26 protein-coding genes are annotated in these 23,969 nt (G+C 48.9%); 17 read left to right on the top strand and 9 right to left on the bottom strand.

From position 1 onward, the window contains the following. Window positions 1-46: 46 nt before the first annotated feature. Window positions 47-367, top strand: coding sequence for a flagellar hook-basal body complex protein FliE (gene fliE / locus NV375_RS08790; RefSeq protein WP_258807815.1), 321 nt, complete (start codon window positions 47-49; stop codon window positions 365-367). A 32-nt stretch (window positions 368-399) separates the two neighbouring features. Here fliE and NV375_RS08785 read toward each other — a convergent pair whose 3' ends face one another. From NV375_RS08785 to NV375_RS08770, 4 genes are all read right to left on the bottom strand, one after another. Next, a complete protein-coding gene (locus NV375_RS08785; protein ID WP_258807814.1) occupies window positions 400-750 on the bottom strand; it encodes a flagellar protein FlaG in 351 nt (116 codons plus the stop codon). 96 nt (window positions 751-846) lie between these two features. Then, window positions 847-1,206, bottom strand: a complete 360-nt coding sequence (locus tag NV375_RS08780; RefSeq protein ID WP_258807812.1) for a hypothetical protein — start codon at window positions 1,204-1,206, stop codon at window positions 847-849. A gap of 69 nt (window positions 1,207-1,275) precedes the next feature. After that, complete coding sequence (locus NV375_RS08775; RefSeq protein ID WP_258807811.1) at window positions 1,276-2,469, bottom strand: FliC/FljB family flagellin; 1,194 nt, start codon at window positions 2,467-2,469, stop codon at window positions 1,276-1,278. Between the two features lie 152 nt (window positions 2,470-2,621). Beyond that, window positions 2,622-3,734 carry a FliC/FljB family flagellin gene (locus NV375_RS08770; RefSeq protein WP_258239650.1) on the bottom strand — a complete coding sequence of 371 codons (1,113 nt, stop codon included), beginning with the start codon at window positions 3,732-3,734 and terminating at the stop codon, window positions 2,622-2,624. Window positions 3,735-3,999: 265 nt separating this feature from the next. On the opposite strand from NV375_RS08770, the gene NV375_RS08765 reads away from it, so the two are divergent. The 15 genes from NV375_RS08765 (at window position 4,000) to NV375_RS08695 (ending at window position 18,420) form a co-directional block, all read left to right on the top strand. Further along, window positions 4,000-5,646, top strand: a complete 1,647-nt coding sequence (locus tag NV375_RS08765; RefSeq protein WP_258807809.1) for an HD domain-containing phosphohydrolase — start codon at window positions 4,000-4,002, stop codon at window positions 5,644-5,646. A gap of 119 nt (window positions 5,647-5,765) precedes the next feature. Beyond that, entirely contained in the window at window positions 5,766-7,127 is a 1,362-nt protein-coding gene (fliD, locus tag NV375_RS08760; RefSeq protein WP_258807808.1) for a flagellar filament capping protein FliD, read from the top strand. Between the two features lie 12 nt (window positions 7,128-7,139). Then, the gene (fliS, locus tag NV375_RS08755; protein WP_258807807.1) at window positions 7,140-7,538 is read left to right on the top strand and encodes a flagellar export chaperone FliS; all 399 of its coding nucleotides are present in this window, start codon (window positions 7,140-7,142) and stop codon (window positions 7,536-7,538) included. Between the two features lie 63 nt (window positions 7,539-7,601). Then, on the top strand, window positions 7,602-7,904 hold the full coding sequence (locus NV375_RS08750; RefSeq protein ID WP_126772268.1) for a flagellar protein FliT: 303 nt from the start codon (window positions 7,602-7,604) through the stop codon (window positions 7,902-7,904). Beyond that, a complete protein-coding gene (locus NV375_RS08745) occupies window positions 7,901-8,695 on the top strand; it encodes a flagellar hook-length control protein FliK (RefSeq protein WP_258807806.1) in 795 nt (264 codons plus the stop codon). Before NV375_RS08750 ends, NV375_RS08745 begins: the two co-directional genes overlap by 4 nt. Continuing rightward, complete coding sequence (locus NV375_RS08740; protein WP_258807805.1) at window positions 8,692-8,961, top strand: EscU/YscU/HrcU family type III secretion system export apparatus switch protein; 270 nt, start codon at window positions 8,692-8,694, stop codon at window positions 8,959-8,961. Before NV375_RS08745 ends, NV375_RS08740 begins: the two co-directional genes overlap by 4 nt. Window positions 8,962-9,134: 173 nt before the next feature. Further along, a complete protein-coding gene (locus NV375_RS08735; protein WP_258807804.1) occupies window positions 9,135-9,440 on the top strand; it encodes a flagellar transcriptional regulator FlhD in 306 nt (101 codons plus the stop codon). A 10-nt stretch (window positions 9,441-9,450) separates the two neighbouring features. After that, the gene (gene flhC / locus NV375_RS08730) at window positions 9,451-9,996 is read left to right on the top strand and encodes a flagellar transcriptional regulator FlhC (protein ID WP_258807803.1); all 546 of its coding nucleotides are present in this window, start codon (window positions 9,451-9,453) and stop codon (window positions 9,994-9,996) included. Window positions 9,997-10,052: 56 nt separating this feature from the next. After that, window positions 10,053-10,919 (top strand): flagellar motor stator protein MotA, encoded by an 867-nt coding sequence (motA, locus tag NV375_RS08725; protein WP_258807802.1) that lies wholly within the window; start codon window positions 10,053-10,055, stop codon window positions 10,917-10,919. Beyond that, complete coding sequence (motB, locus tag NV375_RS08720; RefSeq protein WP_258807801.1) at window positions 10,919-11,818, top strand: flagellar motor protein MotB; 900 nt, start codon at window positions 10,919-10,921, stop codon at window positions 11,816-11,818. The genes motA and motB overlap by 1 nt, the downstream gene beginning before the upstream one ends. A gap of 70 nt (window positions 11,819-11,888) precedes the next feature. Next, complete coding sequence (gene flhB, locus NV375_RS08715) at window positions 11,889-13,031, top strand: flagellar biosynthesis protein FlhB (protein WP_258807799.1); 1,143 nt, start codon at window positions 11,889-11,891, stop codon at window positions 13,029-13,031. Next, entirely contained in the window at window positions 13,028-15,115 is a 2,088-nt protein-coding gene (flhA, locus tag NV375_RS08710; RefSeq protein ID WP_258807798.1) for a flagellar biosynthesis protein FlhA, read from the top strand. Before flhB ends, flhA begins: the two co-directional genes overlap by 4 nt. After that, window positions 15,112-17,208: a flagellar biosynthesis protein FlhF gene (flhF, locus tag NV375_RS08705; protein ID WP_258807797.1), complete on the top strand. Its 2,097-nt coding sequence runs from the start codon at window positions 15,112-15,114 to the stop codon at window positions 17,206-17,208. Before flhA ends, flhF begins: the two co-directional genes overlap by 4 nt. 5 nt (window positions 17,209-17,213) lie before the next feature. Then, window positions 17,214-17,699 (top strand): hypothetical protein, encoded by a 486-nt coding sequence (locus tag NV375_RS08700; protein ID WP_258807795.1) that lies wholly within the window; start codon window positions 17,214-17,216, stop codon window positions 17,697-17,699. 16 nt (window positions 17,700-17,715) lie between these two features. After that, window positions 17,716-18,420, top strand: a complete 705-nt coding sequence (locus tag NV375_RS08695) for an RNA polymerase sigma factor FliA (protein ID WP_258807793.1) — start codon at window positions 17,716-17,718, stop codon at window positions 18,418-18,420. Between the two features lie 9 nt (window positions 18,421-18,429). Here the strand turns inward: NV375_RS08695 and mnmE are convergent, their stop codons facing one another. The 5 genes from mnmE to rpmH are packed head-to-tail and all read right to left on the bottom strand — an operon-like array spanning window position 18,430 to window position 22,230. Then, a complete protein-coding gene (gene mnmE, locus NV375_RS08690) occupies window positions 18,430-19,803 on the bottom strand; it encodes a tRNA uridine-5-carboxymethylaminomethyl(34) synthesis GTPase MnmE (protein ID WP_258807792.1) in 1,374 nt (457 codons plus the stop codon). Further along, complete coding sequence (gene yidC, locus NV375_RS08685) at window positions 19,800-21,488, bottom strand: membrane protein insertase YidC (protein WP_258807790.1); 1,689 nt, start codon at window positions 21,486-21,488, stop codon at window positions 19,800-19,802. Before yidC ends, mnmE begins: the two co-directional genes overlap by 4 nt. Next, window positions 21,485-21,769, bottom strand: a complete 285-nt coding sequence (gene yidD / locus NV375_RS08680; protein WP_258807788.1) for a membrane protein insertion efficiency factor YidD — start codon at window positions 21,767-21,769, stop codon at window positions 21,485-21,487. The genes yidC and yidD overlap by 4 nt, the downstream gene beginning before the upstream one ends. Further along, window positions 21,700-22,095 carry a ribonuclease P protein component gene (rnpA, locus tag NV375_RS08675; protein ID WP_126772240.1) on the bottom strand — a complete coding sequence of 132 codons (396 nt, stop codon included), beginning with the start codon at window positions 22,093-22,095 and terminating at the stop codon, window positions 21,700-21,702. The genes yidD and rnpA overlap by 70 nt, the downstream gene beginning before the upstream one ends. Then, the gene (rpmH, locus tag NV375_RS08670; protein WP_055439485.1) at window positions 22,096-22,230 is read right to left on the bottom strand and encodes a 50S ribosomal protein L34; all 135 of its coding nucleotides are present in this window, start codon (window positions 22,228-22,230) and stop codon (window positions 22,096-22,098) included. It lies immediately after the preceding gene. A gap of 324 nt (window positions 22,231-22,554) precedes the next feature. On the opposite strand from rpmH, the gene dnaA reads away from it, so the two are divergent. Further along, complete coding sequence (gene dnaA / locus NV375_RS08665; protein WP_258807781.1) at window positions 22,555-23,946, top strand: chromosomal replication initiator protein DnaA; 1,392 nt, start codon at window positions 22,555-22,557, stop codon at window positions 23,944-23,946. Window positions 23,947-23,969: the final 23 nt, after the last annotated feature.

Below are 23,969 nucleotides of genomic sequence, written 5' to 3'. Positions count from 1 at the left end.
TAGCTGCTGTAAAAAGTTACAGAACCTGCGTGGAAGGTAGTAAAAAATGAGTGTACCAGCGATTCAAACGGCACTAAATAAAATGCAAGCCCTGCAAAGCCAAGCGACGACGCAGCCTCAAACAGCTGCGCAAGCGCCTGCTAAAAATGGTTTTGCTGGCGAGTTAAAGCAGTCCATTGAACGTATTAACGAGTTGCAACAAACAGCGGGCGCAAAAACCACAGCATTTCAGCTGGGTGACCCGAATGTGTCGCTCAACGAAGTGATGGTGGCCAAACAGAAAGCTGGTTTGGCCTTTGATATGGGCGTTCAAGTGCGCAACAAGCTGGTCAGCGCCTACAAAGAAATCATGAATATGCAGGTTTAATTCTGCTAAAACTAGAAATTATGTTGCGCGAACTAAGCCTGTTCGCGCACCAGTAAACCAGACATTTCTGACAAGTGCTGCGAAATGCGTAGCACTTCTTCCGATGGAATTTGTCGAATCACTTCGCCCGAATCTCGGCTGACCACTTGAATGACTACGCGGTCGACGGCGTCATTCATTTCGAAATGAATCCCGTAATTGTTCATTACTTCATTGATTTGTTGTACCGGTTTAACCAGCTCATCGCGTTTGAGCTCGCGTTGAACTTCACTTTGGCGCACAGCGGGGAGTTGTTGTAATACCCGATCTAAGCGTTGGCGCTCTGCAGCGGCATGTGTCACAGGCCAGTTTTGGGTGGTAGCGTCATTAATGGGGTTTGCCATGATTTGTCTCCGCAATCGTCCCCTCGTTTGGGGTCTCTAACGATGACTATCGGCAAGTTTGCACAAAACTTTAGCTTCGGTTAAGTAGATATTTAGTTAAAGCGAAATGTTGAAGTGCGCAGCAATTTTGTCGATGCGTTGGTAGAGTTTCCAAGCCGAAGTGACCGCTGTTTGCTCACGGTCATCGAGCTCTAGCACGGTTTCGTCATGCTCCAAATCGGCAACATTGATGACCTCTTGATGGCGCTTTAGCAAGTGCTTCATATTCATTTTGATCATCATTAATTCAAGCTCGAACTCGTTCTTCAAGGTTTCGAGCTGAAACTTACGCGTCGGTGTTGGTGCTTTCCAAATCAAATCGTCGAGCCGCGTTTCGATAACATGTTCGATGGTCCGTAGCTTTGGCATAAGCTCGGTCACTAAGCTACGAACTGTAATGGTCGTGTGTTCTGGCATGATACAACCTTCATTGTTTTTAACATCAAACTTCGCTGGGAGTTAAATAAACGACTTATGTGTGCGGCTTTACCCTAACAAGGATAGCACTGATTGCGGTACCTGGTTGGCCTGAGCTAATACCGATGTGCCCGCTTGTTGCAGAATCTGGGCGCGTGTCATATTGGCAACTTCAACCGCGTAATCAGCGTCTTCAATGCGCGAGCGAGCTGCGGATAAATTTGTTTCATTGGTTTGTAGGTTTGAGATTGCAGATTCAAACCGGTTCTGTATAGCGCCTAAGTCAGAACGCAACGTATCGACATTTGCGATCGCTTCGTCAATGGTACTTAATCGATTTACTGATGCCGCTGGCGTTACGTCCGCACTGGTGTAATCGCCAACTTCCCAAACGAAATTTAAATTGGTTGCCGACTCTGTTGTTCGGTCAAAATTTGCTGGCGTATAGACTTTAAAGTTACCGCCACCTTCGTCGATGTATCCCATCGACTCAAGTTTCACAATATCGTTACCGGTTACCGTAATATTGTCTTCGATGTAGAAGTCACCTTTGTCGTCGGCAATGGCATAGATGTCGTTAACGACGACGGTGTTTTCTAGATCTAACAAAGTAGCCCATTCGGCGCCTGTTGGGGTGGATGAAACGCTAGTAGATGTTAACGTTGTGTCGTTACCAAACTTTGCTTTTAGCGCATCTGTAATGTTCATACCTACGCCATCATCACCCAATTGTGGACCGTTAAAAACTAAGCGGTCGAGGTTTAGCGTTTGCGAGTCGACTTGTTTTAAGCCGATGGCAATGGCTTCACCGTCGTTGGCTCCTATTTGAATGCTGAGCTGCTGATCGCTTGCCAAGACTTTTACACCGTTAAACTCAGTTTGCTTAGAAATGCGATTGATTTCGTCTAAACGTTGATCTATTTCGGCACGGATGGAGGCTAAGTCAGCTGATGAGTTAGTGCCGTTCAAGGATTGCACACTCAATTCGCGAATACGTTGTAAATTGTCATTGACCTGATTAAGCGCACCTTCAGCGGTTTGTGCGGCTGAAATACCGTCGTTGGCATTACGTTGTGCTTGTGCGAGTCCACTGATTTGAGCTGACATGCGGTTGGCAATAGCTTGGCCCGCAGCATCATCTTTTGCGCTATTTATACGTAACCCAGAGGATAAACGCTCCATAGCTGTTGTTAATGATGACTGTGACTTCTGTAGATTCTGTTGCCCAATGAGTGACGTAATATTGGTATTGATGACGGACATTTTGGTTTCCTTAAGACATGGACTCAGCAACTGCCGGATGTTAAATGTCGGAGATATTAAATTCGTATACCCTGATGATCAGTTCCCGGCCGCAATAACTTAAGCAAAAAGGCGCTCCACGTAGAAGCGCCTTTATAGATATCATTAGGCTGTTAACCCAACAATGATAGTACTGATTGTGGAACCTGGTTCGCTTGCGCAAGAACCGAAGTACCCGCCTGTTGTAGAATCTGCGCACGTGTCATGTTCGCAACTTCTACTGCGTAGTCAGCGTCTTCGATACGTGAACGTGCTGCTGCCAAGTTCGTTTCGTTGGTTGCTAAGTTAGTGATAGCAGATTCGAAACGGTTTTGGATAGCACCAAGGTCTGAACGTAAAGTGTCAACTTCGCTTAAGGCTGAATCGGTCGCCGCAAGTGGTGAAGCTGTACGTTCAGCAAGGATAGTAGCAGTATCAGAGTCGAAGTTTACAGTAAGTGTACCGTCATTAGTTCCCGCACCTGCGGTTCCGTCACCAATTGTAAATGTTGATGAATCTACAGCAATGTACGCATTGTTGCCGTCGGCATCGGTACCTGAAACATACCAGTTACCGCTCTCATCTTGAGATAGACCTGTTGCTGTAAACGCCGTGCCAGCGCCGCCGTCTGTTAAAGTTAAGTTACCAGCAGGGACATCGTCACCATCACCGTCGACAAAATCGCCGGTTGCAAGGGCGGTAAGGCCTGTTGCATCAACGCCATTCACGTTAAAGGTGTCCATGTTTAACGTTTGCGCGCTGATTTCTTTAAGGTTAACGTCGATTTTCTCGCCGTCATTTGCACCAACTTGAATAGAAAGCGCTTGATCGGTTGCAAGAACTTTCACGCCGTTAAAGCTGGTTTCTTTAGAGATACGATCGATTTCACCAAGACGTTGAGTTATTTCAGCCTGGATTGAATCTAAGTCATCTTGTGAGTTAGTACCGTTTTCGGCCTGAACGCTCAGCTCACGGATACGCTGTAAGTTGTCGTTGACCTGGTTCAAAGCACCTTCAGCGGTTTGCGCGACAGAGATACCGTCGTTAGCGTTACGCTGTGCTTGTGACAAGCCGGTGATTTGAGCTGACATACGGTTCGCGATAGCTTGACCAGCTGCGTCGTCTTTAGCGCTGTTGATACGCAGGCCTGAAGACAGACGTTCCATAGAAGTTTGCAATGCAGATTGCGACTTCATCAGGTTTTGCTGACCAATCAGCGAGGTGATGTTGGTATTGATTACTGACATAGTCTTATTCCTTCTGTTTCCAAATTTGGCCGCCAAGTTTGGCCTGCCGTCACAGGGGTTATCGGTGGCTGGAAAAAAACCTTTAGAACAATTTACAAAAAAATTTTTGCGGCGTGTTGCACAATGGTGCTAAAGAACTGCGAAGAGGTGACGATAACTAAAGCTAAGCAACCCTTCGGATAAACAATGTGCGAATAAGGACTCTTGGGTGAACAATGCGGTAAAAGGCTCTGACGAGTTTACAACCATAAGCAATGGACTACAGATGGCAACCTATCTCGAGGCGCTAGGGCAACCTGGTGTGGCGGCGTTGCGATTGGAGAGTGGCAATACGGAAGAGCACCCGCTGGTAGTCGCAGATGAAGAAACCGATGTGCACTTAGTGTTCGAGTTCACGGCTATTCGGGATGTGGTGCCAGCCTTGCGTGCTGGCGCGAAGTTCACCGTATTTGGTTACACCTCGGGTGGTTTTGTGCGTACCGAACCGATGAAGGTGAAAGCGTTCGAGAGCAAAGACGGACGTTTATTCGGCACGGTCGACTGGCCCGAGCAAATCGAAGTGAAGCAACGTCGCGCAAGCTTTCGCGCCACTTTGCGGGTTGGCATGGAGGTTGGCGTTTATTTACGTAGTTCTGATCACGAGGGTGATGAGACGATCGAACTGCAGGGCGATTTGCGTGATTTGTCGGCCGATGGCTGCCTTGCTGAGTTTAGTATTTATGATGGTGCCTCCAAGGTCTTGCCGAATCAGTCGACAGTTATTGAGTTGTATTTTCCGAATGGACGTTCACTGGAATTAATGGCGGGTGTGCGCCATGTGCGCGCAGACAATGATCGCAAGGTGCTGGCGGTCGGCTTTGAATTTCAAAACGTAGATCAAGAGCTACATAAAGAACTCTGGAACTTGGTTAAAGAAATTGAGCGAGAGTCGAGCCGTAGTGCCGGAGGGGGCGATAATCGTACGCCATCAGAGTTATTTCGTGTCAAAGATCCCGAGACAACAAAGCTGGGTCGGCGCCGTAGTCACGATTACCCCACACCGACGGCTAAGCGTTTGGCGACCATTGCTGGCTATCTTGATAGTCAGATGATTTTGCTCAAGCAAGAAGGTGTATTTGACCCTTATCAGTTATCGGTACAAACCGATCATCTATTGGATTTATTACAGGAAGATCGTGAGGGCGTATTGTTTGCCTTGCATTGTTTGTACCGCGAATCGCGCTGGGTACAACATGGTATTGCAGTAGCGGCACGTCTAGGTGATTTACTGTACAGCATGAAGGTTCCGCATACGGTGCTTAAAGCTGCCACTGCGGCAGCGATGGTGCACGATTTGGGTAAGGGTGTCATCAGTCAAGACATCTGGCGTGCAACGACGTTGAGTCGGCCGATGTACCTGGATATGCAAGACCATGTGCCGCAGGTGCTCGATGCAGCGAAGAAGATTAAATGGTTAGCGCCGGCGATTCGCGACAATGTGATAGGGCAGGTGAACGAGCGCTTGGATGGCAGTGGCTATCCACAGCATCTTAAGGGTGAGGCGATAGGCCAGTTGGCGCGGGCGGCTATGGTTGTTGACGCTATGGATGCGATGCAGCGCAGTCGCCCCGATCGGGCTGCGGTACATGCCATTAGTGCGCTTGCTCAGCTCCAAGCGGTGAGTGGGCGTTATGACCCTATATGGATAGAGCGTTACTTAAATCGATTTGGGCGACTACCGATAGGGAGTTTATTGAAGTTTGAAGGTGGCGTCTTGGCTTGGGTCGTTGGGCTTGATCGGCAGAATCGTGTCGAGCGTTTGCGCATAACACCACACAAGAATCATCCCGATCATAAACTTGGCGAATTGATTCAAGGCAGTAAATTAAGAGAGCTGGGCAGTATACGAGATGTCTTAGTCGTCGATGACTAAAGTTTTTCTTTAAGGTGTCGATAAAAGTAAAAATGGCCCTTGTAAAAGGCTTTTTTATAAGCTTTGGGTGGCAAAGTTTCAGGCACACTGGCCTGACACGATAGAAGAGGTGTTTGATTATGGCATCAATAGCAGCGTTAGGTGTAGGCTCCGGCCTCGACTTAAATGGTTTGCTCAGCCAACTCGAATCGGCGGAGCGGCAGCGACTGCAACCGTTAGCGCAACAAAAAGCGAGCTACCAGGCGCGCATCTCTGCGTATGGCAAACTCGAAGGTGCGTTGGCGCAGTTTCAGACGGCCTTGAGTTCGCTAGGGAAGGCCGAGACCTTTGCGGCGGTGAAAAGTAATGTCACAGGCGATGCCGTAACCGCTGCGGCCAACTCGTCGGCGGTACCGGGTAGTTATAACGTTTCCGTTACCAGTCTTGCCAAGTCTTACAGCGTGGCGGCTTTAGGGTTGGACGATAAAGCTCGTGATTTAGGCGCTGGAAGTGTCGATTTCACCCTCGCTAATGGCACCGCTCACTCGGTTGCTATCGACGCTGATGCTTCATCGTTAGAAGATGTTCGGGATGCCATTAACAACGCACAAACAGATGTGGTTGCCAGTATTGTTAACGATGGTGATCCCGCGAATCCTTATCGTTTGGTGTTGAACGCAGCAAAGACCGGCACTGACGCTGGCGTTCAGAGCTTAACTTTTAATGGCATGGGTGGCGAACTCAATAAAGATGCCGCTACTGAACAACTTGCCGCAAATGCTCAGTTCAGCGTTAATGGTTTGACGATGCAAAGTGCTTCGAACCAAGTTGACGAAGCGATTGCAGGTTTAACGCTTAACCTTGCGAAAGAAAACGAGACTGCGGTTATTACGGTTACCCGTGACAATGCTGCGATTGAAAAGTCAGTCAACGATTTCGTTAAGGCTTATAACAGCTTAAATAGCACCGTGCGTGATTTAGGGGATTACAACCCTGAGACACAAGTCGGCGGTCGTTTGCTAGGGGATAGCAGCTTACGCATGGTGCAATCGGAATTGCGCTCAATGTTCAGCGAAACGGTCGTTGAAGGTTCAGCATTCACGTTTTTGTCTGACATAGGCATTTCGCGTGAGCTTGACGGCTCTTTAAAAGTCGACAGCGAGCAGTTGAAAACAGTTACTGCAGATCAGCTACAAGACCTCCAGAGTTTCTTTGCCGGGAGCGACGGAAACGAAGGGTTTAGCGCACAGTCAAAAGGCGTTATTGATCGACTACTGGACGAAAATGGTTTGATCGCCACAAGCACTGAAGGCATGAAAAGTGCGATTACACGAATTGATGAACGCATTGAACGTGAAGAGGTTGCGATTGCCCGAACGGTCGACCGTTATCGCACGCAGTTTGCCAAGCTCGACAGCATGATTGCGAACATGAACTCCACCAGCGCTTATCTGACGCAGCAATTTGATGTCATGAATGCGCAGCTAGGTCGTAAACAGTAAGGGAGATTGGGTATGTACGGAATGCGAGGAGCAGCAGCTTACGGACGGGTTAATGTGGAAAGCCATGTATTGAGTGCGAGTCCACATAAACTTATTGAGCTGCTATTTGAAAATTGCTTGCGCCAGATCAAAACCGCGCGCGCTCACCTTGCACAAAAGCAAGTTTCGGCTAAAGGTGAAGCTATCGGCAAAGCGCTCGATATCGTCAATCAGGGTTTGTTAGCCGCAGTCGATAAGGACAAAGGTGGTGAGGTTGCCGAACGACTCGAGTCACTTTACTTGTATGTTGGCGACCTATTAGTGCAAGCGAACTTGCATAATGATGCGAGCAAGCTCGACACCGCCGAGACGATTTTGTCGCAGTTAGCGGGCGCCTGGAAGGAAATCGCTACTGAGGCTGCAGAGGCCTAAATTATCGTGGTTACGCAACCCAAACTTAAACCAAAGGAATCGATAACTCCAACGGAGGTGCTTATGTCCTATCAAGCCCTGCTGGAACACTCGAACAAAATGCTCGATAGTGTTCGTAACGGCGACTGGGATACGCTGATTGAAACGGAAGTCGAATACGTACGCGAAGTGGAACGTTTAAGCTACGCTGAAAGTGGCGTTGAGCTTTCCGATGAACAAAAGCTGCAAAAAATGACCTTGTTGCATACCATTATGGATCAGGATCGCGAGATCCGCGAACGCTTGATAGAACGGCGTGCGAAGTTAGAAGAAACGCTATTAAGCATGCAAAAAAAGCAGCAGCTTGAGCATAGTTATCGCAATTGAGCAGCATAACGCCTTTATTGGATACACTTGTCCACCAAGTCGCCAAGCAAAAAGCGACGGTGGACCTACTCCCTCGCGGTGCACCTCCGGTGGTGCCGGTGCAAGCTACCGCGAGTACGACAGAGTTTAGCCAAGCTGGGCAGCAGTTTTCTCGCTTATTACAAATTATTGAAGGTTTACAACAACAACTGCCATCGCAAACCCCGGGCCGAGCAATTCGGCCAACGGCAAACCAACCCATCTTTCCCAGCAGCCATGTTTTAAGTGTTGCGTCGCTCGCTGACCGATTAGGATCATTGACGCGTAATTCGGGATTATTTTACGAAGCTTTTTTAAGCCAGTGGGTTAAAAACAAAGTGCCTTTCGAGGTGGTTCGTCAACAACCTCAAAATCTTGCGCAAAATCAACAAATAAAGATCGCTTCGCAGCAGCTTGAGATGATAAGCTCTGGTGTGGTTCGATTCGAGTTTGATGTGAGTCCGGACATTCAGTTGTTTGGCGTTATCCAACCGGACGTTCATCCCTTGGTAAAGCGCTGGCAGCAAGAGCAAGCGCAGCCCCAAGAGCATGATGAAGCGAATGACTGGACGACAGAGTTGCGTATCACTTTCCCAATTCTTGGCACCTTGCGAGCGCGATTGCGAATGCAAGAAGCTCAACTTAGCATTGAGTTGCAGTGCGACGAAGAGTGGCGCGACAAACTACAAGCCGCGAGTGAAGAGTTTCGTGCACGGTTGATGAATGCCCATGGCATCAAAGTGTCATCGTTGATTGTCAGGGGGGGCCAATGAGCGAACCTAAAGGCAACGACAAAAAAGCGGTCGCTTTGCGCTATCAAGCTTTTGAACCAGCGCCAAAGGTCGTCGCTAAGGGCGATGGTTTGATCGCTGAAGAGATCATCCGTCGTGCCCAAGAGCATGGTATCTTTGTGCATGATTCACCCGAATTGGTGAACCTTTTATCGCAAATTGAACTTAACGATTATGTACCGCAAACGCTTTGGGAAGTTGTTGCAGAGTTGTTGGTTTGGGTCCGATCTATTGAAGTAAGTCGTTGATTTTCTCCTGCCCTGCCTGCTTTTTATATAAAAAATTAACAATTCTCTAGTCTAAGTAGCTGAAAAAGTTCTTGCGCTTTTCATCTTTCTAATGTAAAAGTTTTACAAAGATCGTGAAAAGATCGCAGAACGTGCTCTCGCGATCGTAAAGTTTGCTAAAGGGGAATGACACTATGACGCAATCAAAAGTTTTAGCAGAGCTACAAGAGTTGAATCTAAACTACTTGTTGTTGGTGCAAAAGCTTGTCACTGAAGATCGCGACGCAGCGATTTTTAGATTAAAGATCGACGAAGATCTTGCAGATCTGATTGCTGAAATGTCGGTAAAAGACCTCACCTTATTGGCACGCCAACCGCAAAGTTGGTTACGCCCTTGTGTTGATGCAACGAAGACATTGAAAGAAATTCTCTCGAACTCTCGTGCACCAAGCATGCGTGAAACTCATTTAGCGATGTTGATGGCGTCCGCTAGCGCATAAGGTTACAACGATGGCGACTCGGAAACTACTCGAAGAACTCAGCCAAGTTCAACTGGCGATCGAGCTCATTGAGCTCGGTGCCCGACTGCAGGTACTCGAGTCCGAAGTCGGCCTAAATCGTGGTCGTTTGGTGCGCTTGTATAAAGAAGTTTCAGGCAAGTCGCCGCCGAAAGGAATGCTGCCGTTTTCCACAGATTGGTTCATGACCTGGCAGCCCAATATTCATGCTTCGTTCTTTTATACGATCTATTCACGCCTGCGCGAGGGTCAAGATCTTGAACGTATGCAAGCGTTCATCAAAGCCTATCGTTTGTATCAAGAGCATATGCGTCTGCAAGACGATGAAGAGATACTGGCACTTACACGTGCTTGGACCTTGGTGCGCTTTTTCGAGAATGGCATGTTCCAGTTGTCTAAGTGTAATCAGTGTCAGTTAAATTTTGTCAACCATGCGCATACTCCGGATGACGACTATGTTTGTGGCGTATGCCAACCGCCATCAAGAGCTGGTAAGCCGCTCAAGAAAAACCGCACAAAATCAGTAAAACAAATTTAAGTTCCCGCGTTTAAGGCCGATAAGTTTAGTAAATAAGATACTAGAAGGATTCGGTCGTGCTCATTCCATTAGGTTTCTTCATTGTTATTGCCTGTGTATTCGGCGGCTTTGCCCTTGCTGGTGGTGCACTGGGACCGCTTTTTCAGCCGCTTGAATTCGTTATTATCGGCGGCGCGGCGGTGGGTGCCTTTATTGCGGCCAATAACGGCAAGGCGATTCGCGCAACCTTAAATGCTTCAAAAAAACTCAAGGCCTCCAGTCGTTATAACAACGAAACCTACTTGTCGTTGCTTTCAGCCATTTACAAATTACTCAACAAAATGCGTCGTGACGGCATGTTAGCGGCAGAGCAAGACGTTGAAAATCCCCAAGAAAGTGCAATTTTTGGTGAGCATCCGGATATTTTGGAAGATCCAATGTTGGTTAATTTTATCACCGATTATTTGCGCTTGATGATCAGCGGCAATATGAACCCTCATGAGTTAGACGAATTGATGCTGCACGAAATTGAGACCATGGAGCAAGAGGGCGAGATTCCCGCTGATGCGTTAACTAAAGTAGGTGATGCCATGCCGGCCTTTGGTATCGTCGCAGCAGTACTTGGTGTGGTACGCGCCCTCAGTACCGCCGATGTTCCGCCCGATGTTATGGGGACGATGATTGCACACGCCTTGGTGGGCACATTCTTAGGGATTTTGCTGGGTTATGGATTTATTAACCCATTAGCGAGTCGTATTGAACGGCAAGTCGCAGAAGTGGTGAAAACCTTGCAAGTGATTCGCGTCACGCTTTTGGCAAGTATGCATGGTTATGCGCCACAGTTAGCGATTGAATTTGGTCGAAAAGCTTTGCACGTAGAAGAACGCCCAAGCTTTACTGAATTAGAAGACCACGTTCGAGGCAATGCAACGGAGTCTGCCTAATGGCTGATGAAAAGCAACCCATCATCATTCGTCGCCGTAAGGCGAAGAAGCACAAGCATCATGGCGGCAGTTGGAAAATTGCGTTGGCCGACTTCATGACGGCTTTGATGGCGTTGTTCTTGGTCATGTGGATCTTGTCGATGTCGAGTGAAGAAGATCGCCAAAGTATTTCGGAGTATTTTCGAACGCCGTTGGTGGTCGCTATGGCGGGCGGTGATAAAGCCTCCGCTAGTAGCAGTGCGATAAAAGGAGGCGGCGATGATCCAACGCACATGAAGGGTGAAGAAGCTCGCATTGATCTGCGCCGTGAAACGCGTCCCGCCGATATTCGCCGCCACTTTAATGAAATTCAGCGGAAAGTCGAAGCGGCCATCGAAGCCGATCCGGTATTGCGCGCACTGAAGGCACAGTTGCGCTTTGATATCACTCGTGAAGGGTTACGTATCATGATGCTCGATACTGAAGCCCGGCCGATGTTTGAATTGGGCAGCGACAAAATTGCACCGTACATGGAGCGTCTGTTGCGCACCATGGCGCCGTTACTTAATGAGATACCGAATGAAATTACGGTGAGTGGGCATACCGATTCGCTTCCTTACGCTGGCGGTGAGCAAGGGTATAGTAACTGGGAACTTTCCGCAGATAGGGCGAATGCTTCGCGCAAGGCCTTACTTGAAGGTGGCTTTAATTCGGAGCAATTGCTACTGGTTATGGGTGCGGCAGACCGGATTCCGCTTGATGGTACGAGCGCCGATGACCCGCGTAATCGACGCATTACCATTGTGATTCACACACCGGAATCTGCCGACTTTATTCGTCGCCAAGGATTTTTTCCACAAGACCAAACTGCCGAAGCGGCGTTAAGCCAGGGTGAGCTGCGTAACAGTGCCGCACCATAAACTAAAATAAGCGGGATTTTTCCCGCTTTTTTAGCTCTTCAATTCGCTTCTTAGTCGCCATAATGCTTGCATGGCACAAGAAGAATCCAACGATCAAGAAAAAACAGAAGAACCCTCCGCGCGAAGATTACAAAAATCGCGTGACGAAGGACAGGTCGCTCGCTCGCGCGAGCTGACCACTTTTGTGATCTTGTTCGGTGGCGTTTTGTTGCTTTGGAGTATGAGTTCGCCGCTTTTTAATCACTTGGGCGTTGTCATGGAACAGTCGTTCTTGTTTGATCGACAGCAAGTGACGGAACCTGGGCCGATGCTACAGAGCGTACTGCGGCTCGGCGAGCAGGCGCTTTGGGCGGTTCTACCTTTGTTTGCTGTGATGTTGGTGCTTGCCGCTGTCGCTCCTGCGCTTTTAGGTGGTTGGGTTGCCTCAGCGAAGGCGTTGCAGCCGAAGTTTAGCAAACTCAACCCGATAAAAGGGGTTAAGCGGATTTTTTCCGGACAAGCATTGGCAGAATTAGGCAAAGCGATTGCGAAAACCGTGTTGGTTGGTGGTGTACTGGCGTTATTTTTGTGGGTTGAGCGCTTTAGTTTCATGGAGCTGTTACGTCTACCGGTCAAGCAAGCACTGGTATCGGCATTAGAGCTCGCGGCCACGGCATGCTTGTACATGGTCTTGACGCTGATTGTTGTCGCCCTCTTTGATGTACCGTACCAGCTCATGAGTCACACCAAGAAATTACGCATGACCAAAGAAGAAGTGAAACGCGAGAATAAAGAAACCGATGGCGACCCGCATATCAAGGCAAAGATTCGCCAACAGCAACAGGCCATGGCTCGCCAGCGCATGATGAGCGAAGTACCGAAAGCAGATGTTATTGTTACCAACCCGACCCATTTCGCGGTAGCACTTAAGTACGATGAAGCAACCATGGGTGCTCCGCGCGTCGTTGCGAAGGGCACTGACTTAGTGGCCAAGCGTATTCGTGAATTAGCCAATGAGCATCGTATCCCTCAGCTAGAGATGCCGCCGCTGGCGCGCTCGCTGACCAAGCATGTTGATATCGGCCGCGAGATCCCAGTAGCCTTGTATAGTGCGGTGGCAGAGGTATTGGCCTGGGCGTTTCAAGTGAAAAAAGCGCAAGTAGGTCAGGCAGCGACACCGCCTGAACCAATAGCGATTTCGATTCCTGAAGATTATGAGGTACCGGCACAATGAGTGTAGCGTTTAGGGAAGTCATGCGCGGCCTACGTTATGACAAACTGCAAGTGCTGGTCGGGCCGGTCCTCATTTTGATGATTTTGGCGATGATGGTATTACCGTTGCCGCCCTTCTTGTTGGACTTTTTGTTTACCTTCAATATCGCACTCTCACTGATGGTCTTATTGGTGAGCATGTTCTCGGAAAAACCCCTAGAATTTGCCGCGTTTCCGGCGGTGTTACTTTTCTCAACCTTGCTTCGCTTGTCGCTTAACGTTGCGAGTACTCGAGTGGTGTTGATGGAAGGTCACCAAGGTGGTGATGCGGCTGGTAAGGTGATTGAGGCGTTTGGGCAATTCCTCGTCGGTGGTAATTTTGCGGTTGGCTTAGTGGTGTTTTTGATCCTGGTGATTATCAACTTTATGGTCATCACCAAAGGTGCGGGGCGTATTGCCGAAGTTGGCGCACGTTTTACCCTTGACGCTATGCCGGGCAAGCAAATGGCGATTGATGCGGATTTGAATGCTGGACTCATCGGCGAAGAAGAAGCCCGTAGCCGTCGACAAGAAGTCGCTCAGGAAGCCGAGTTTTATGGCTCCATGGACGGTGCGAGTAAGTTTGTTCGAGGCGATGCCGTGGCGGGCATGGTGATCATGGTCGTCAATATTATTGGCGGCCTATTGATTGGCGTCATGCAGCACAATATGTCGATGGGTGACGCGGCTCATACCTATGTGCTGTTGACGATTGGCGATGGTCTCGTCGCACAAATCCCAGCGCTCATTATTTCAACTGCTGCCGGTGTGACAGTGTCGCGGGTAAATACCGAGCAAGATGTTGGTCAACAATTGATCAAGCAGCTTTTTGTTAATCCAAAAGTTCTCATGTTGGCGGCTGGAGTGATTGGCTTGTTAGGCTTAGTGCCGGGCATGCCGAATTTTATCTTCTTGTTGTTTACGGCGATATTGGGTGGCTTTGCTTGGTTCCTCTATCGCAAACAAGAACAACACCGTGTTCAGGCCGCAGCAGACAATGTATCAGCCGAACCCCCTGCTGCTTACAGCGCACCCGAAGCAAGTTGGCAAGACGTCAACTTGGTCGACACTTTGGGTATGGAGGTTGGTCACCGCTTGATACCATTGGTTGACGATAACCAGCAGGGTGAACTGTTGGCTCGTATCAAGAGCGTGCGTAAAAAATTCGCACAAGAGGTCGGCTTTTTACCGCCCGTGGTGCATATCCGCGACAACCTTGAGCTCAAGCCAAATGTTTATGTAATCACGCTAAAAGGCAGTGAAGTAGGGCGTGCCGAAATTTATCCAGAAATGTGGTTGGCGATTAATCCTGGACAAGTCACCACTGAAATTGAAGGCATCGAAACCACCGATCCAGCGTTTGGTTTGCCCGCGTTGTGGATTGAAAGTGAGCAACGAGAGCACGCACAAATCTACGGTTATACAGTTGTCGATTCAAGCACTGTGGTGGCGACGCACCTTAATCACTTACTACAAGTTCATTCGGCAGAACTGCTTGGTCGCGAAGAAGTTCAAAAGCTGGTTGATAAGCTTGGCGAAGAAAATAAAACCTTGGTTGACGATGTCATTCCGAAGTGCGTGACCTTGACTAACTTACAACGGGTACTTCAGCGTCTGCTTGACGAAGATGTATCGATTCGTGATTTACGTACGATTTTTGATAAGTTGGCCGAATTTGAGGGGCAACAGCTCGATGTACAGCAACTCACGGCGGAAGTACGAATTGCCTTAGGCCGCATGATTACCCAAAAATGGTTTGGTGGTGCGGCCGAACTTGAAGTGATTGGTTTGGACGCGGGCCTTGAGCAAATGCTTATGCAGGCGTTACAGCAAAACAGCGCACTCGAGCCTGGGCTTGCAGCGACCTTGCAGCAACAGGCGCAACAGGCAATACAACGTGCACAGGCTATGGGGCAACCGCCAGTTCTGGTGGTACCCCATGCATTACGCGAGTTGATGGCGCATTTCTTGAGACGCCAAGTGAGCGATATTGTTGTTGTTTCTCAAGCGGAAATTCCGCATGATCGTGGCATCAAAGTGGTACAAATAATTGGAGAGCGTCAATGAGCTTGAAGCGGTTTGAAGCTCAGAGTCATAAAGAAGCAATGCGTCTTGTGCGGGCAGCCATGGGCGCTGACGCGATTATTGTGACCTCGCGTAAAACAGCGCAGGGGTTTGAAGTTTTCGCGTTACGCGAGGAAGACCTTGATAACGTGGTCGATGAACCCCCAGCCGAAGCAGCATCCGACATAACCCGTCAGTTGTTGCATGATGTGCAAGAAATGCGCAGTTTGCTGCAACAGCAAATGAATCAGAATCCCCCAGAAGATAAACGCAAGTGGAGCTATTTAAAGCTCCGCTCGTCCGGTTACTCAGAAGCACTCGCGCGAGAGTTAATCACCTTAATGCCGCAGCACTTATCACGTTCAGAGACTCGTAGTGAGGCCATCGAAGCGTGGCTTACGCAACAGCTTGCAGCGCGTTTACAGCATCCGCAGCAGGATTGGGATTTACTGCAACATCAAGGTGTAATTGCGTTAGTCGGCCCTACAGGTGTGGGGAAAACCACGACTACAGCGAAACTTGCTGCGCACTATGTGATGCAAATGGGCAGCGAGAGTTTACTCTTGGTGACCACGGATAGTTATCGTGTCGGTGCACAACAGCAGTTAGCAACTTACGCAGAGTTACTCAATGTTGAGCTGTTTGCGATGACCGATGACAGTGATTTAGAAGTGTTGGCCGAAAAAATTAAGAACAAGCGTTTGGTGCTGGTGGACACGGTGGGTATGAGCCAACGTGATCACCGATTGACCCAGCGGATCGCCTCGTTTTCGGTGCCCGAGTTAGGCAGTAAGCCGCGTCTTGCACTGCTCCTAAATGCGGCATCACAACAAGCGACGTTGCACGAAGTCGCCAGCGTTTATCAAACGATCGCACAACAACTAGAGCTGCCGCTGCGCGACTGTATTTTGACTAAAACAGACGAGGCTTCATGTCTTGGTGGAGCGCTGGATACAGCGATGCATTTTGGACTGTGCTTGCAAGCTGTTTCGGGCGGCCAGCAAGTACCAGAGGATATACAGGCGCCTGATTTTAATGCCTTGGTGGCAGCGTCGCTCAAAGTAGCCGCAGAAACCCATGGGTTCGCAGAGTCAGAAGGTGCTCAGTTGTCCTCTGGACTGTCACCCGACAGTTATGCTTTAGTGAGTCACGCACAGGTGATTCGCCAGTGTGTCGAAGGGCTTGCTGCTGCCGTGCCCGATTTTGCTGAGGTCTCGGCGCGGATCGGTGATGCCTCGACGATTGGAGAACTTCCTCACCAATTGCCGCATGGCACAGCTTGGGCTTTGTGGTCGGCACCGCGGCCGTTTCAAGGTTGGGCGCAACTTACTCCTCACATTGCATTAGACGCAGATGGATTGCCACTAATGGATGCCTTGTTGCAACATTTACATGATGACGCTGAGCCACTGAAACCAAGTAAGGGCCATTTGTTTGACTTTTTGCCGAGTGTGCAGCAATTGATGACTCTTGAAGAGCAGCAAGTTGCATGGTTGGCGAAGCCAAGCCGCAATCATCATGTGGTGAGTCAAGGCGAGAAAAATTCTTGTGCTAAGGTAATTGCTCGCAATGGTATTGATCTTGATCAGTGGACGATGACGTACCGTGGTGAGCAACGCAAAGTAAAATTACGCATCGCTGCAGTGAGTTTGCAGTCTGATAGCGAGGAAACATTACAGTTACTTGGCGTGAAGGTGGGTGCGGGGAAAGCGAAAGGCAGTCAGTTTGAGCGATTCTTTCTTGTTCATTCAGCGTGCACAGCGGAACAAGCTCGCCACTTTGTAGATTACATGCTACTCAATGATGAACTTCCACGATTGACGCGACTTGCATGGCAGCTCTTAGAAACTAATGCTGTGATCAAGGAGAACACTGTAGAGGCGAATAACAAACGGTTGTATCTTAGTGGCCTCTTAGCCGCTTTAGCGAGTCGTGTGGAACATACGCAGCAGCATGGCAGTAGTCAGGTTCGTGCCCAGTTAATGGCGTTGACTCAGCGCTCGGGTAGAATCGAGGCGAATAAACTAATGACGGCGATGTGGCAAGTTATTCAGGCCCATGAGGCCTTTCGCATCGTTTATCAACAAGAGCAGTAACCCCTATGACCGATCAGGCAGCAAGTTTAAGAGCGTGGGCGGCAAAACAGGATCGGCCACAAGAGATAAAAGACTCCGTAGGGTCGGCGCGCGCAGACGTTACCAAGCGCACGGTAATGGTGTTGGATAATACGCCAACAAACGGTGTTAGAGCGACAGAGAATTATACTAACGTGTTTACCCGTTGGGCGGACCAAGGTCGAAAGTGGGTTGGGTCCCCAGCGCAATGGCAATTCGTACAGGTTGGGCCGAATCATCCTGAACTAACGGATATAGCGCAACAATGTCGGTATTGGGCGATTTGGATTGATAATGACTTGGACGGATTTAAACGTGCTTATACCTGTTTGAAAGCCCTGGCAGCAACGGGGCAGGTTAAGCAGGTTTTAGCGTTACATGAGCCAATACGCTCACGGCGCGGCCTACTTAGTAATCTGCAGCAGGTCGCACAGAACTATTTTGATCTCCAGTTGTTGGTCTTCTCGGATTAAAGCCGGATAAAAGCCTATGTATACAGCGGAAGGTAAATTAAATAAGCATCATTTAGTGGAGCAGTATTATCCGCTCGTGCGCCGCATTGCGTTTTCACTCAAAGTGAAATTGCCGGAGAGCGTAGATGTCGACGATCTTATTCAATCAGGACTCGAAGGCTTGTTGGTAAGCGTCGATCGCTTCGACCCCGAGTCTGGTGTGGCATTTTCGACGTTCGCTCATCAACGCATCAAAGGTGCAATGATCGATGAGCTACGTAGCCGAGATTGGTTACCGCGTAGCGTGCGGCGCAGTGGACGCGAACTCGAAGCGTGCATGCGGCGTTTAGAGCAAACGTTAGGGCGACCGCCAGAAGAACGTGAAATTGCTGAAGCAATGGGGCTCGACATCGAAGCCTATCGTAGCTTGTTGAGTGATACCAACAACGGTCTTGTGCTTTCGCTTGACGAACTGACCTCGGCTGGTAGCCATATGGAAGTAGGCGATGGAACTGTCGACGACCAACCTGAGCGACAACTCAGCGCCGCGGAGTTACGTGGACTGGTTATTCATGCCATTGATGCTTTGCCTGAGCGCGAAAAGTTGGTCATGACGTTGTATTACCAAGAAGAGCTTAATTTGAAAGAAATCGGTGCGGTATTGGACGTGACGGAGTCGCGCGTATCGCAATTACATAGTCAGGCCATTAAGCGCATTCAAGCGCGGTTGAGCGCGCATTAAGACCTGCTGTTATTTACCGATACAGAACGAACTAAAAATCTTGCCAAGCAAATCGTCGGAGGTAAATTCGCCGGTGATTTCGTTTAAGTGTTGTTGCGCTAAACGCAGTTCTTCGGCAAGAATCTCACCTGCAACATGTTGCTCTAGAGCTTCTTGACCAGTAAGTAAGTGCTCACGTGCTTTTTCTAAGGCGGCGAGGTGACGACGCCGTGCCATAAAGCTGCCTTCGCTGGTCGCTTGATAACCGACACAATGTTTAAGGTGTTCACGCAGCAGTTCCACACCATGGCCAGTCTTGGCAGAAAGGTGCAGTACTGGTACGCCACCAATGTCTTCGAGTTGTACCGGCTCTTCGTTTAAATCGACTTTATTACGGATAACGGTATAGGGTAGTTCCGCTGGAAGCTGCGCGAAAAACTCCGGCCAAATATCGGCAGGGTGGACGGCTTGTGTTTCAGTAGCATCGACCATAAACAGCACACGATCTGCGCCGCGAATTTCGTCCCACGCGCGTTGAATACCGATTTGCTCAACTTCGTCGGGACTCTCGCGTAGACCTGCGGTATCGATGATGTGCAATGGCATGCCATCAATCTGAATATGTTCTCGCAGTACGTCACGAGTGGTACCAGCGATCGACGTTACGATGGCTGATTCGCGGCCAGCGAGAGCATTTAACAAGCTTGACTTACCGGCATTCGGACGTCCGGCAATAACCACTTTCATGCCCTCACGTAGCAGCGAACCTTGCTTCGCTTGCACCATGACCTGCTGCATGTGATCTAAAATGGCCTCAAGGTCAGTCGTGACTTTGCCATCACTAAGAAAGTCGATTTCTTCGTCGGGAAAGTCGATGGCGGCTTCGACATACATACGTAAACGAATGACCGCGTCGACAAGCTGATCAATTTCGTGCGAGAAGCCACCTTGTAAGCTCTGTAAGGCCGCTTTTGCCGCTTGCTCTGAAGTGGTATCGATCAGATCGGCTATCGCCTCTGCTTGCGTTAAATCGAGTTTGTCATTCATGAAAGCGCGTTCACTAAATTCACCGGGGCGCGCAGGACGTACATCGGGTAAATCTAGAATCGCTTTGATGATCATATCAATGAGCACTGGACCGCCATGGCCTTGTAACTCAAGCACGTCTTCACCGGTAAACGAGTTCGGCCCAGCAAAGAACAAAGCTATGCCTTCGTCGAGCAAGTCGCCTTGGGCATCACGAAAGGGAAGGTATTCGGCTTTTCGCGGTGGTGGGCAGTGGCCTAGCAACGTTTCGGCAATAGCGCGCGCTGCAGGGCCACTAACACGTACGATACCAACCCCGCCGCGTCCAGGCGGGGTGGCTTGGGCAACAATGGTATCGTTACTTAGCTCGAGGCTCATTTCTTCTTACGACGCTCCATCATGCCTTTTTTCTCAAGGCCGCGGTAAATCCACTGCATTTGACCGATGGTGATCAGGTTGTTACTCAACCAATACAACACTAGACCTGATGGGAACCATAGGAAGAACACCGTGAAGATCACCGGCATGTACTGCATCAATTTCTGCTGCATTGGATCGGTTGCCGGCGTAGGCTGTAGTTTCTGCATGAACCACATTGACACACCCATTAATAACGGCAGGATGTAATACGGGTCTTTCGCTGACAAATCTTCAATCCAGAGGAACAGTGGCGCATGGCGCAGTTCAACACTTTCGAGGAGTACCCAGTAGAGCGACAAGAAGATCGGTAATTGCAGCAACATTGGCAAACAACCACCCAGCGGGTTCACTTTTTCTTCTTTGTAGAGCTTCATCATAGCTTGCGACATCTTCTGACGGTCGTCGCCATGACGCTCTTTTAGCGCCTGCATCTTCGGCTGAATCATGCGCATTTTTGCCATCGACACGTATTGGGCTTTGGTCAATGGATAGAGCACAGCTTTAATGATAACGGTTACTGCGATGATCGACAGACCCCAGTTGATCAAGAAGCTTTGTAAGAACTGCAACAGCTTAAAGATGGGCTGAGCGAGCCACCATAAGAAGCCGTAATCGACGGTTAAATCGAGGTTTTCCGCAACCGCGGCCATGGCGTCTTGGTCTTTAGGTCCGACGAATAAAGTAGAGCGAATTTCGGCTTCACTATTTGGAGCGATGGTCGCGGTAGGGTAAATCACTCGCATCAGCGCTTGGTTACCGCCAATGACGCTCGACGAGAGCTGCTTTGTACCGTTAGCGCGTGGAATCCAAGCACTAACGAAGTAGTGCTCTAACATGCCTACCCAACCAGCTTCGGTTGAAATACGCAGAGGCTTGTCCCGCATGTCATCAAAGTCGTATTTTTCGTAACGGTCTTCGTCCCATGAATAGGCGCCACCTTTATAGGTAGGCATCATCATGCTACCGCCAGCTTCAGTGATGATTTGCTTTAACTGAGCATAAAACTGTACTTCTTTATGCGCAGTACCGGCGTTTTGCACTGAATAAACGACGTCAATGGCATAAGAGCCCTTATTGAAAACGAAGGTTTTGGTAATTTTTGAGCCATCGTCCATGGTGTACGTCATTGGTACGCGGAGCGTATCACCGGTCATTTCATAGCTGTCACGTTCCACGTAGAACAATGGGCGACCATCGGACGAATCTGTACCGTCTTTGCCGACGAGGCCTGACTGAGCAATGTAGAGCTGCGTTGGGTCATCATGAAGGAGTTCAAAACGAGCCTTTGAATCTTGCGTGCGGGCAAACTCTAGCAGTTGTGCGTTGACGATATCACCGCCGCGTAAGGCAATAGCAACATCTAGCACGTCAGTGGTAACTTGTACCCGACCACCAGAAACAGCCTCAGCTACTGTAGGAGTATCGCTACCGGTCGAATTGGGTACGCTTTCATCGCGTAGGCTTGGATCTGCGCTTGGTACTGCACTTTCTGTAGTAGCAGAGGAGTTAGCAGTATTCGCTGTTTGAGAAGCTTGTTGGGCCGCTTTTTGTGTACCAGGAGCGGTATCAATGACCCAGTTCTGATAGAGGAAAAAGCTCACTACCAAAAAAGCAATAAACAATATGGAACGTGGCGAATTCATAAGTCCTTCGTCTCTGTTTTACTTTCGTTCTTTGAGTCCGATGCGTTTGTTTTGGGCACCGGGTCGAAGCCGCCCGGATGACCGGGATGACATTTACTAATGCGTTTACTGGCAAGCCAGAAGCCCCGCATCATACCATGCTTTTGTATCGCTTCGATGGCGTATTGCGAGCAGGTGGGTTGAAACCTACAGCGCGGACCTATCAGTGGGCTTATGAACCACTGGTAGAATCGGATGCAGCCGATAGGTACTGCACGCACCGCTTGCTTAATGTTCGCCATAAATAATCGAGCCGTTGTTGCAAAGCATCATTTTCCAGATCGGCAATACCGCTTTTTGCGATAACGATAATGTCGAATGGCGGTATTTTATGCTGTTTCAGCCTAAAATTCTCTCGAATCTTGCGTTTTATTCGATTTCGATCAACTGCACGCTTTGCGCGTTTCTTTGAAATCGTCACGCCGAGCCGAGGATGGCTGAATTGATTTGGAGTTGCGAGCATGGTGAGTTCAGCTGTGACAGCTTTCACCGGGGGGCTATTGAAGACTTGCTGAAATTGAGCGGGAGTTAGCAGACGTAACTCCCGACCATAGGAAAACTGCTTCAATTACGCAGACAGGACTTTGCGGCCCTTGGCACGACGACGTGCCAAAACTTGGCGGCCGTTCTTAGTTGCCATACGAGCACGGAAACCGTGAGTGCGCTTGCGCTTCAATACGCTTGGTTGAAATGTTCTTTTCATAACGTTACTTCCGTAATCGGGTTACCTAAAAATTTAGAGCGCGAATTCTATCGATAAAAAGGATCAAAGTCAACGCAAAAAGCTATCCACAATTAGAAAAGAAGAAAGATTCTTATTGTGGATAACCTGACAGCAGTTGGTCGCATAATTTGCCGTTCAGACTAGCGAATGACGCTCGAGTTCAGTACAATCAATAGCAATAAATTATACAAAAAATCGTGATAGATTCCCGCCTTTTTCTTGAAGAACTAGTGCAAAAGTGGGAGCACTGGAGAGGATCGCTATCGCTACAGAATTGCAGGGCAGAAATGCAGGGAGTAGAGAGTGAGTAAATCGCTTTGGGAACATTGTACTGAGCGCCTACAAAGCGAGCTGTCGACACAACATTATAATACTTGGATCCGACCATTACAGGCGGATCTGAGTAATGATATTTTGACGCTTTATGCTCCAAATATGTATGTCGTTGATTGGGTGAAGGATAAATACCTAAGTCTCATCAATGATTATTTAGGTGAAGCAGCGAAGGACAAAGGTGGCGAGGCCCCGAGCGTTTCCTTTGCCGTAGGTGGCGTCGAACGCAAAACGAATGGTGCAGCTGATAATAAGAATAAAGTTGAACCGCGCCGCACCGCAGTCGAGCGACCTTCCCGTCGGCAAAGTCCTTGGGACGAAGCTACTCCAGCTCCCGCCTTTGAAAGCAATATCCATCCAGAGTACACCTTTGATAACTTTGTTGAAGGTAAGTCTAATCAACTCGCTCGTGCAGCAGCATCGCAAGTGGCCGAAAATCCGGGCGGCGTTTATAACCCGCTGTTTGTCTACGGTGGCACAGGTCTCGGTAAGACGCACCTGCTTCATGCGGTTGGTAATGCCATTATGGCCAACAAAAAAGGCGCAAAGGTTTTCTATATGCGTGCTGAGCGTTTCGTCCAAGATATGGTGAACGCGCTAAAGAATAACTCGATTAATGAGTTTAAGCGCTATTACCGTTCGGTCGACGCATTGTTGATAGATGATATTCATTTCTTTGCTAACAAAAAAGGCTCTCAGGAAGAATTCTTCCACACTTTCAATGCCTTACTTGAAGGTAACCAACAAATCATTATGACCAGTGATCTCTATCCGAAAGAGATCGAAGGGGTAGAGGATCGTTTGCGCTCGCGTTTTGGTTGGGGTTTAACCATTGCCATTGAACCGCCTGAGTTGGAGACACGCGTTGCGATTTTGATTCGTAAGGCACAAGAACGAGGCATTACGTTGCCACACGAGGTTGCGTTCTTTATTGCCAAGCGGTTGCGCTCTAATGTTCGCGAATTAGAGGGGGCATTGAACCGTTTAGCGGCTAACGTTAATTTGACTGGCCGACAGATTACGATTGATTTCGTGCGTGAAGCTCTAAGAGATTTGATTGCAGCGCAAGAGAAGTTAGTTACTATAGAGAATATTCAAAAAACGGTCGCCGAGTATTACAACATCAAAATGGCAGATTTACTGTCGAAGCGCCGTACACGGTCAATAGCGCGTCCGCGACAATTGGCTATGGCGTTAGCGAAGGAGCTTACCAATCATAGCCTTCCTGAAATTGGTGATGCTTTCGGTGGACGCGACCATACAACAGTTCTGCATGCGTGTCGTAAAATACAAAACTTAAAAGATGCGCAGCATGATATTAAAGAAGATTATAGAAACTTGATCCGAACGTTATCAGCCTAAACTAAGCTGTGAGTGTAAGGCCG

It is taken from the genome of Pseudidiomarina sp. CB1 (assembly GCF_024752025.1).
Classification (GTDB): domain Bacteria; phylum Pseudomonadota; class Gammaproteobacteria; order Enterobacterales; family Alteromonadaceae; genus Pseudidiomarina.
This window is presented reverse-complemented; position numbering and strand designations above follow the sequence as displayed.

Bases quoted from the DNA above. Each gene is read 5' to 3' on its own strand.
- fliE (WP_258807815.1), top strand. From the start codon at position 47: ATGAGTGTACCAGCGATTCAAACGGCACTAAATAAAATGCAAGCCCTG.
- NV375_RS08785 (WP_258807814.1), bottom strand. From the start codon at position 750: ATGGCAAACCCCATTAATGACGCTACCACCCAAAACTGGCCTGTGACA.
- NV375_RS08780 (WP_258807812.1), bottom strand. From the start codon at position 1,206: ATGCCAGAACACACGACCATTACAGTTCGTAGCTTAGTGACCGAGCTT.
- NV375_RS08775 (WP_258807811.1), bottom strand. From the start codon at position 2,469: ATGTCCGTCATCAATACCAATATTACGTCACTCATTGGGCAACAGAAT.
- NV375_RS08770 (WP_258239650.1), bottom strand. From the start codon at position 3,734: ATGTCAGTAATCAATACCAACATCACCTCGCTGATTGGTCAGCAAAAC.
- NV375_RS08765 (WP_258807809.1), top strand. From the start codon at position 4,000: ATGGCAACCTATCTCGAGGCGCTAGGGCAACCTGGTGTGGCGGCGTTG.
- fliD (WP_258807808.1), top strand. From the start codon at position 5,766: ATGGCATCAATAGCAGCGTTAGGTGTAGGCTCCGGCCTCGACTTAAAT.
- fliS (WP_258807807.1), top strand. From the start codon at position 7,140: ATGTACGGAATGCGAGGAGCAGCAGCTTACGGACGGGTTAATGTGGAA.
- NV375_RS08750 (WP_126772268.1), top strand. From the start codon at position 7,602: ATGTCCTATCAAGCCCTGCTGGAACACTCGAACAAAATGCTCGATAGT.
- NV375_RS08740 (WP_258807805.1), top strand. From the start codon at position 8,692: ATGAGCGAACCTAAAGGCAACGACAAAAAAGCGGTCGCTTTGCGCTAT.
- NV375_RS08735 (WP_258807804.1), top strand. From the start codon at position 9,135: ATGACGCAATCAAAAGTTTTAGCAGAGCTACAAGAGTTGAATCTAAAC.
- flhC (WP_258807803.1), top strand. From the start codon at position 9,451: ATGGCGACTCGGAAACTACTCGAAGAACTCAGCCAAGTTCAACTGGCG.
- motB (WP_258807801.1), top strand. From the start codon at position 10,919: ATGGCTGATGAAAAGCAACCCATCATCATTCGTCGCCGTAAGGCGAAG.
- flhB (WP_258807799.1), top strand. From the start codon at position 11,889: ATGGCACAAGAAGAATCCAACGATCAAGAAAAAACAGAAGAACCCTCC.
- flhA (WP_258807798.1), top strand. From the start codon at position 13,028: ATGAGTGTAGCGTTTAGGGAAGTCATGCGCGGCCTACGTTATGACAAA.
- flhF (WP_258807797.1), top strand. From the start codon at position 15,112: ATGAGCTTGAAGCGGTTTGAAGCTCAGAGTCATAAAGAAGCAATGCGT.
- NV375_RS08700 (WP_258807795.1), top strand. From the start codon at position 17,214: ATGACCGATCAGGCAGCAAGTTTAAGAGCGTGGGCGGCAAAACAGGAT.
- NV375_RS08695 (WP_258807793.1), top strand. From the start codon at position 17,716: ATGTATACAGCGGAAGGTAAATTAAATAAGCATCATTTAGTGGAGCAG.
- mnmE (WP_258807792.1), bottom strand. From the start codon at position 19,803: ATGAGCCTCGAGCTAAGTAACGATACCATTGTTGCCCAAGCCACCCCG.
- yidC (WP_258807790.1), bottom strand. From the start codon at position 21,488: ATGAATTCGCCACGTTCCATATTGTTTATTGCTTTTTTGGTAGTGAGC.
- yidD (WP_258807788.1), bottom strand. From the start codon at position 21,769: ATGGCGAACATTAAGCAAGCGGTGCGTGCAGTACCTATCGGCTGCATC.
- rpmH (WP_055439485.1), bottom strand. From the start codon at position 22,230: ATGAAAAGAACATTTCAACCAAGCGTATTGAAGCGCAAGCGCACTCAC.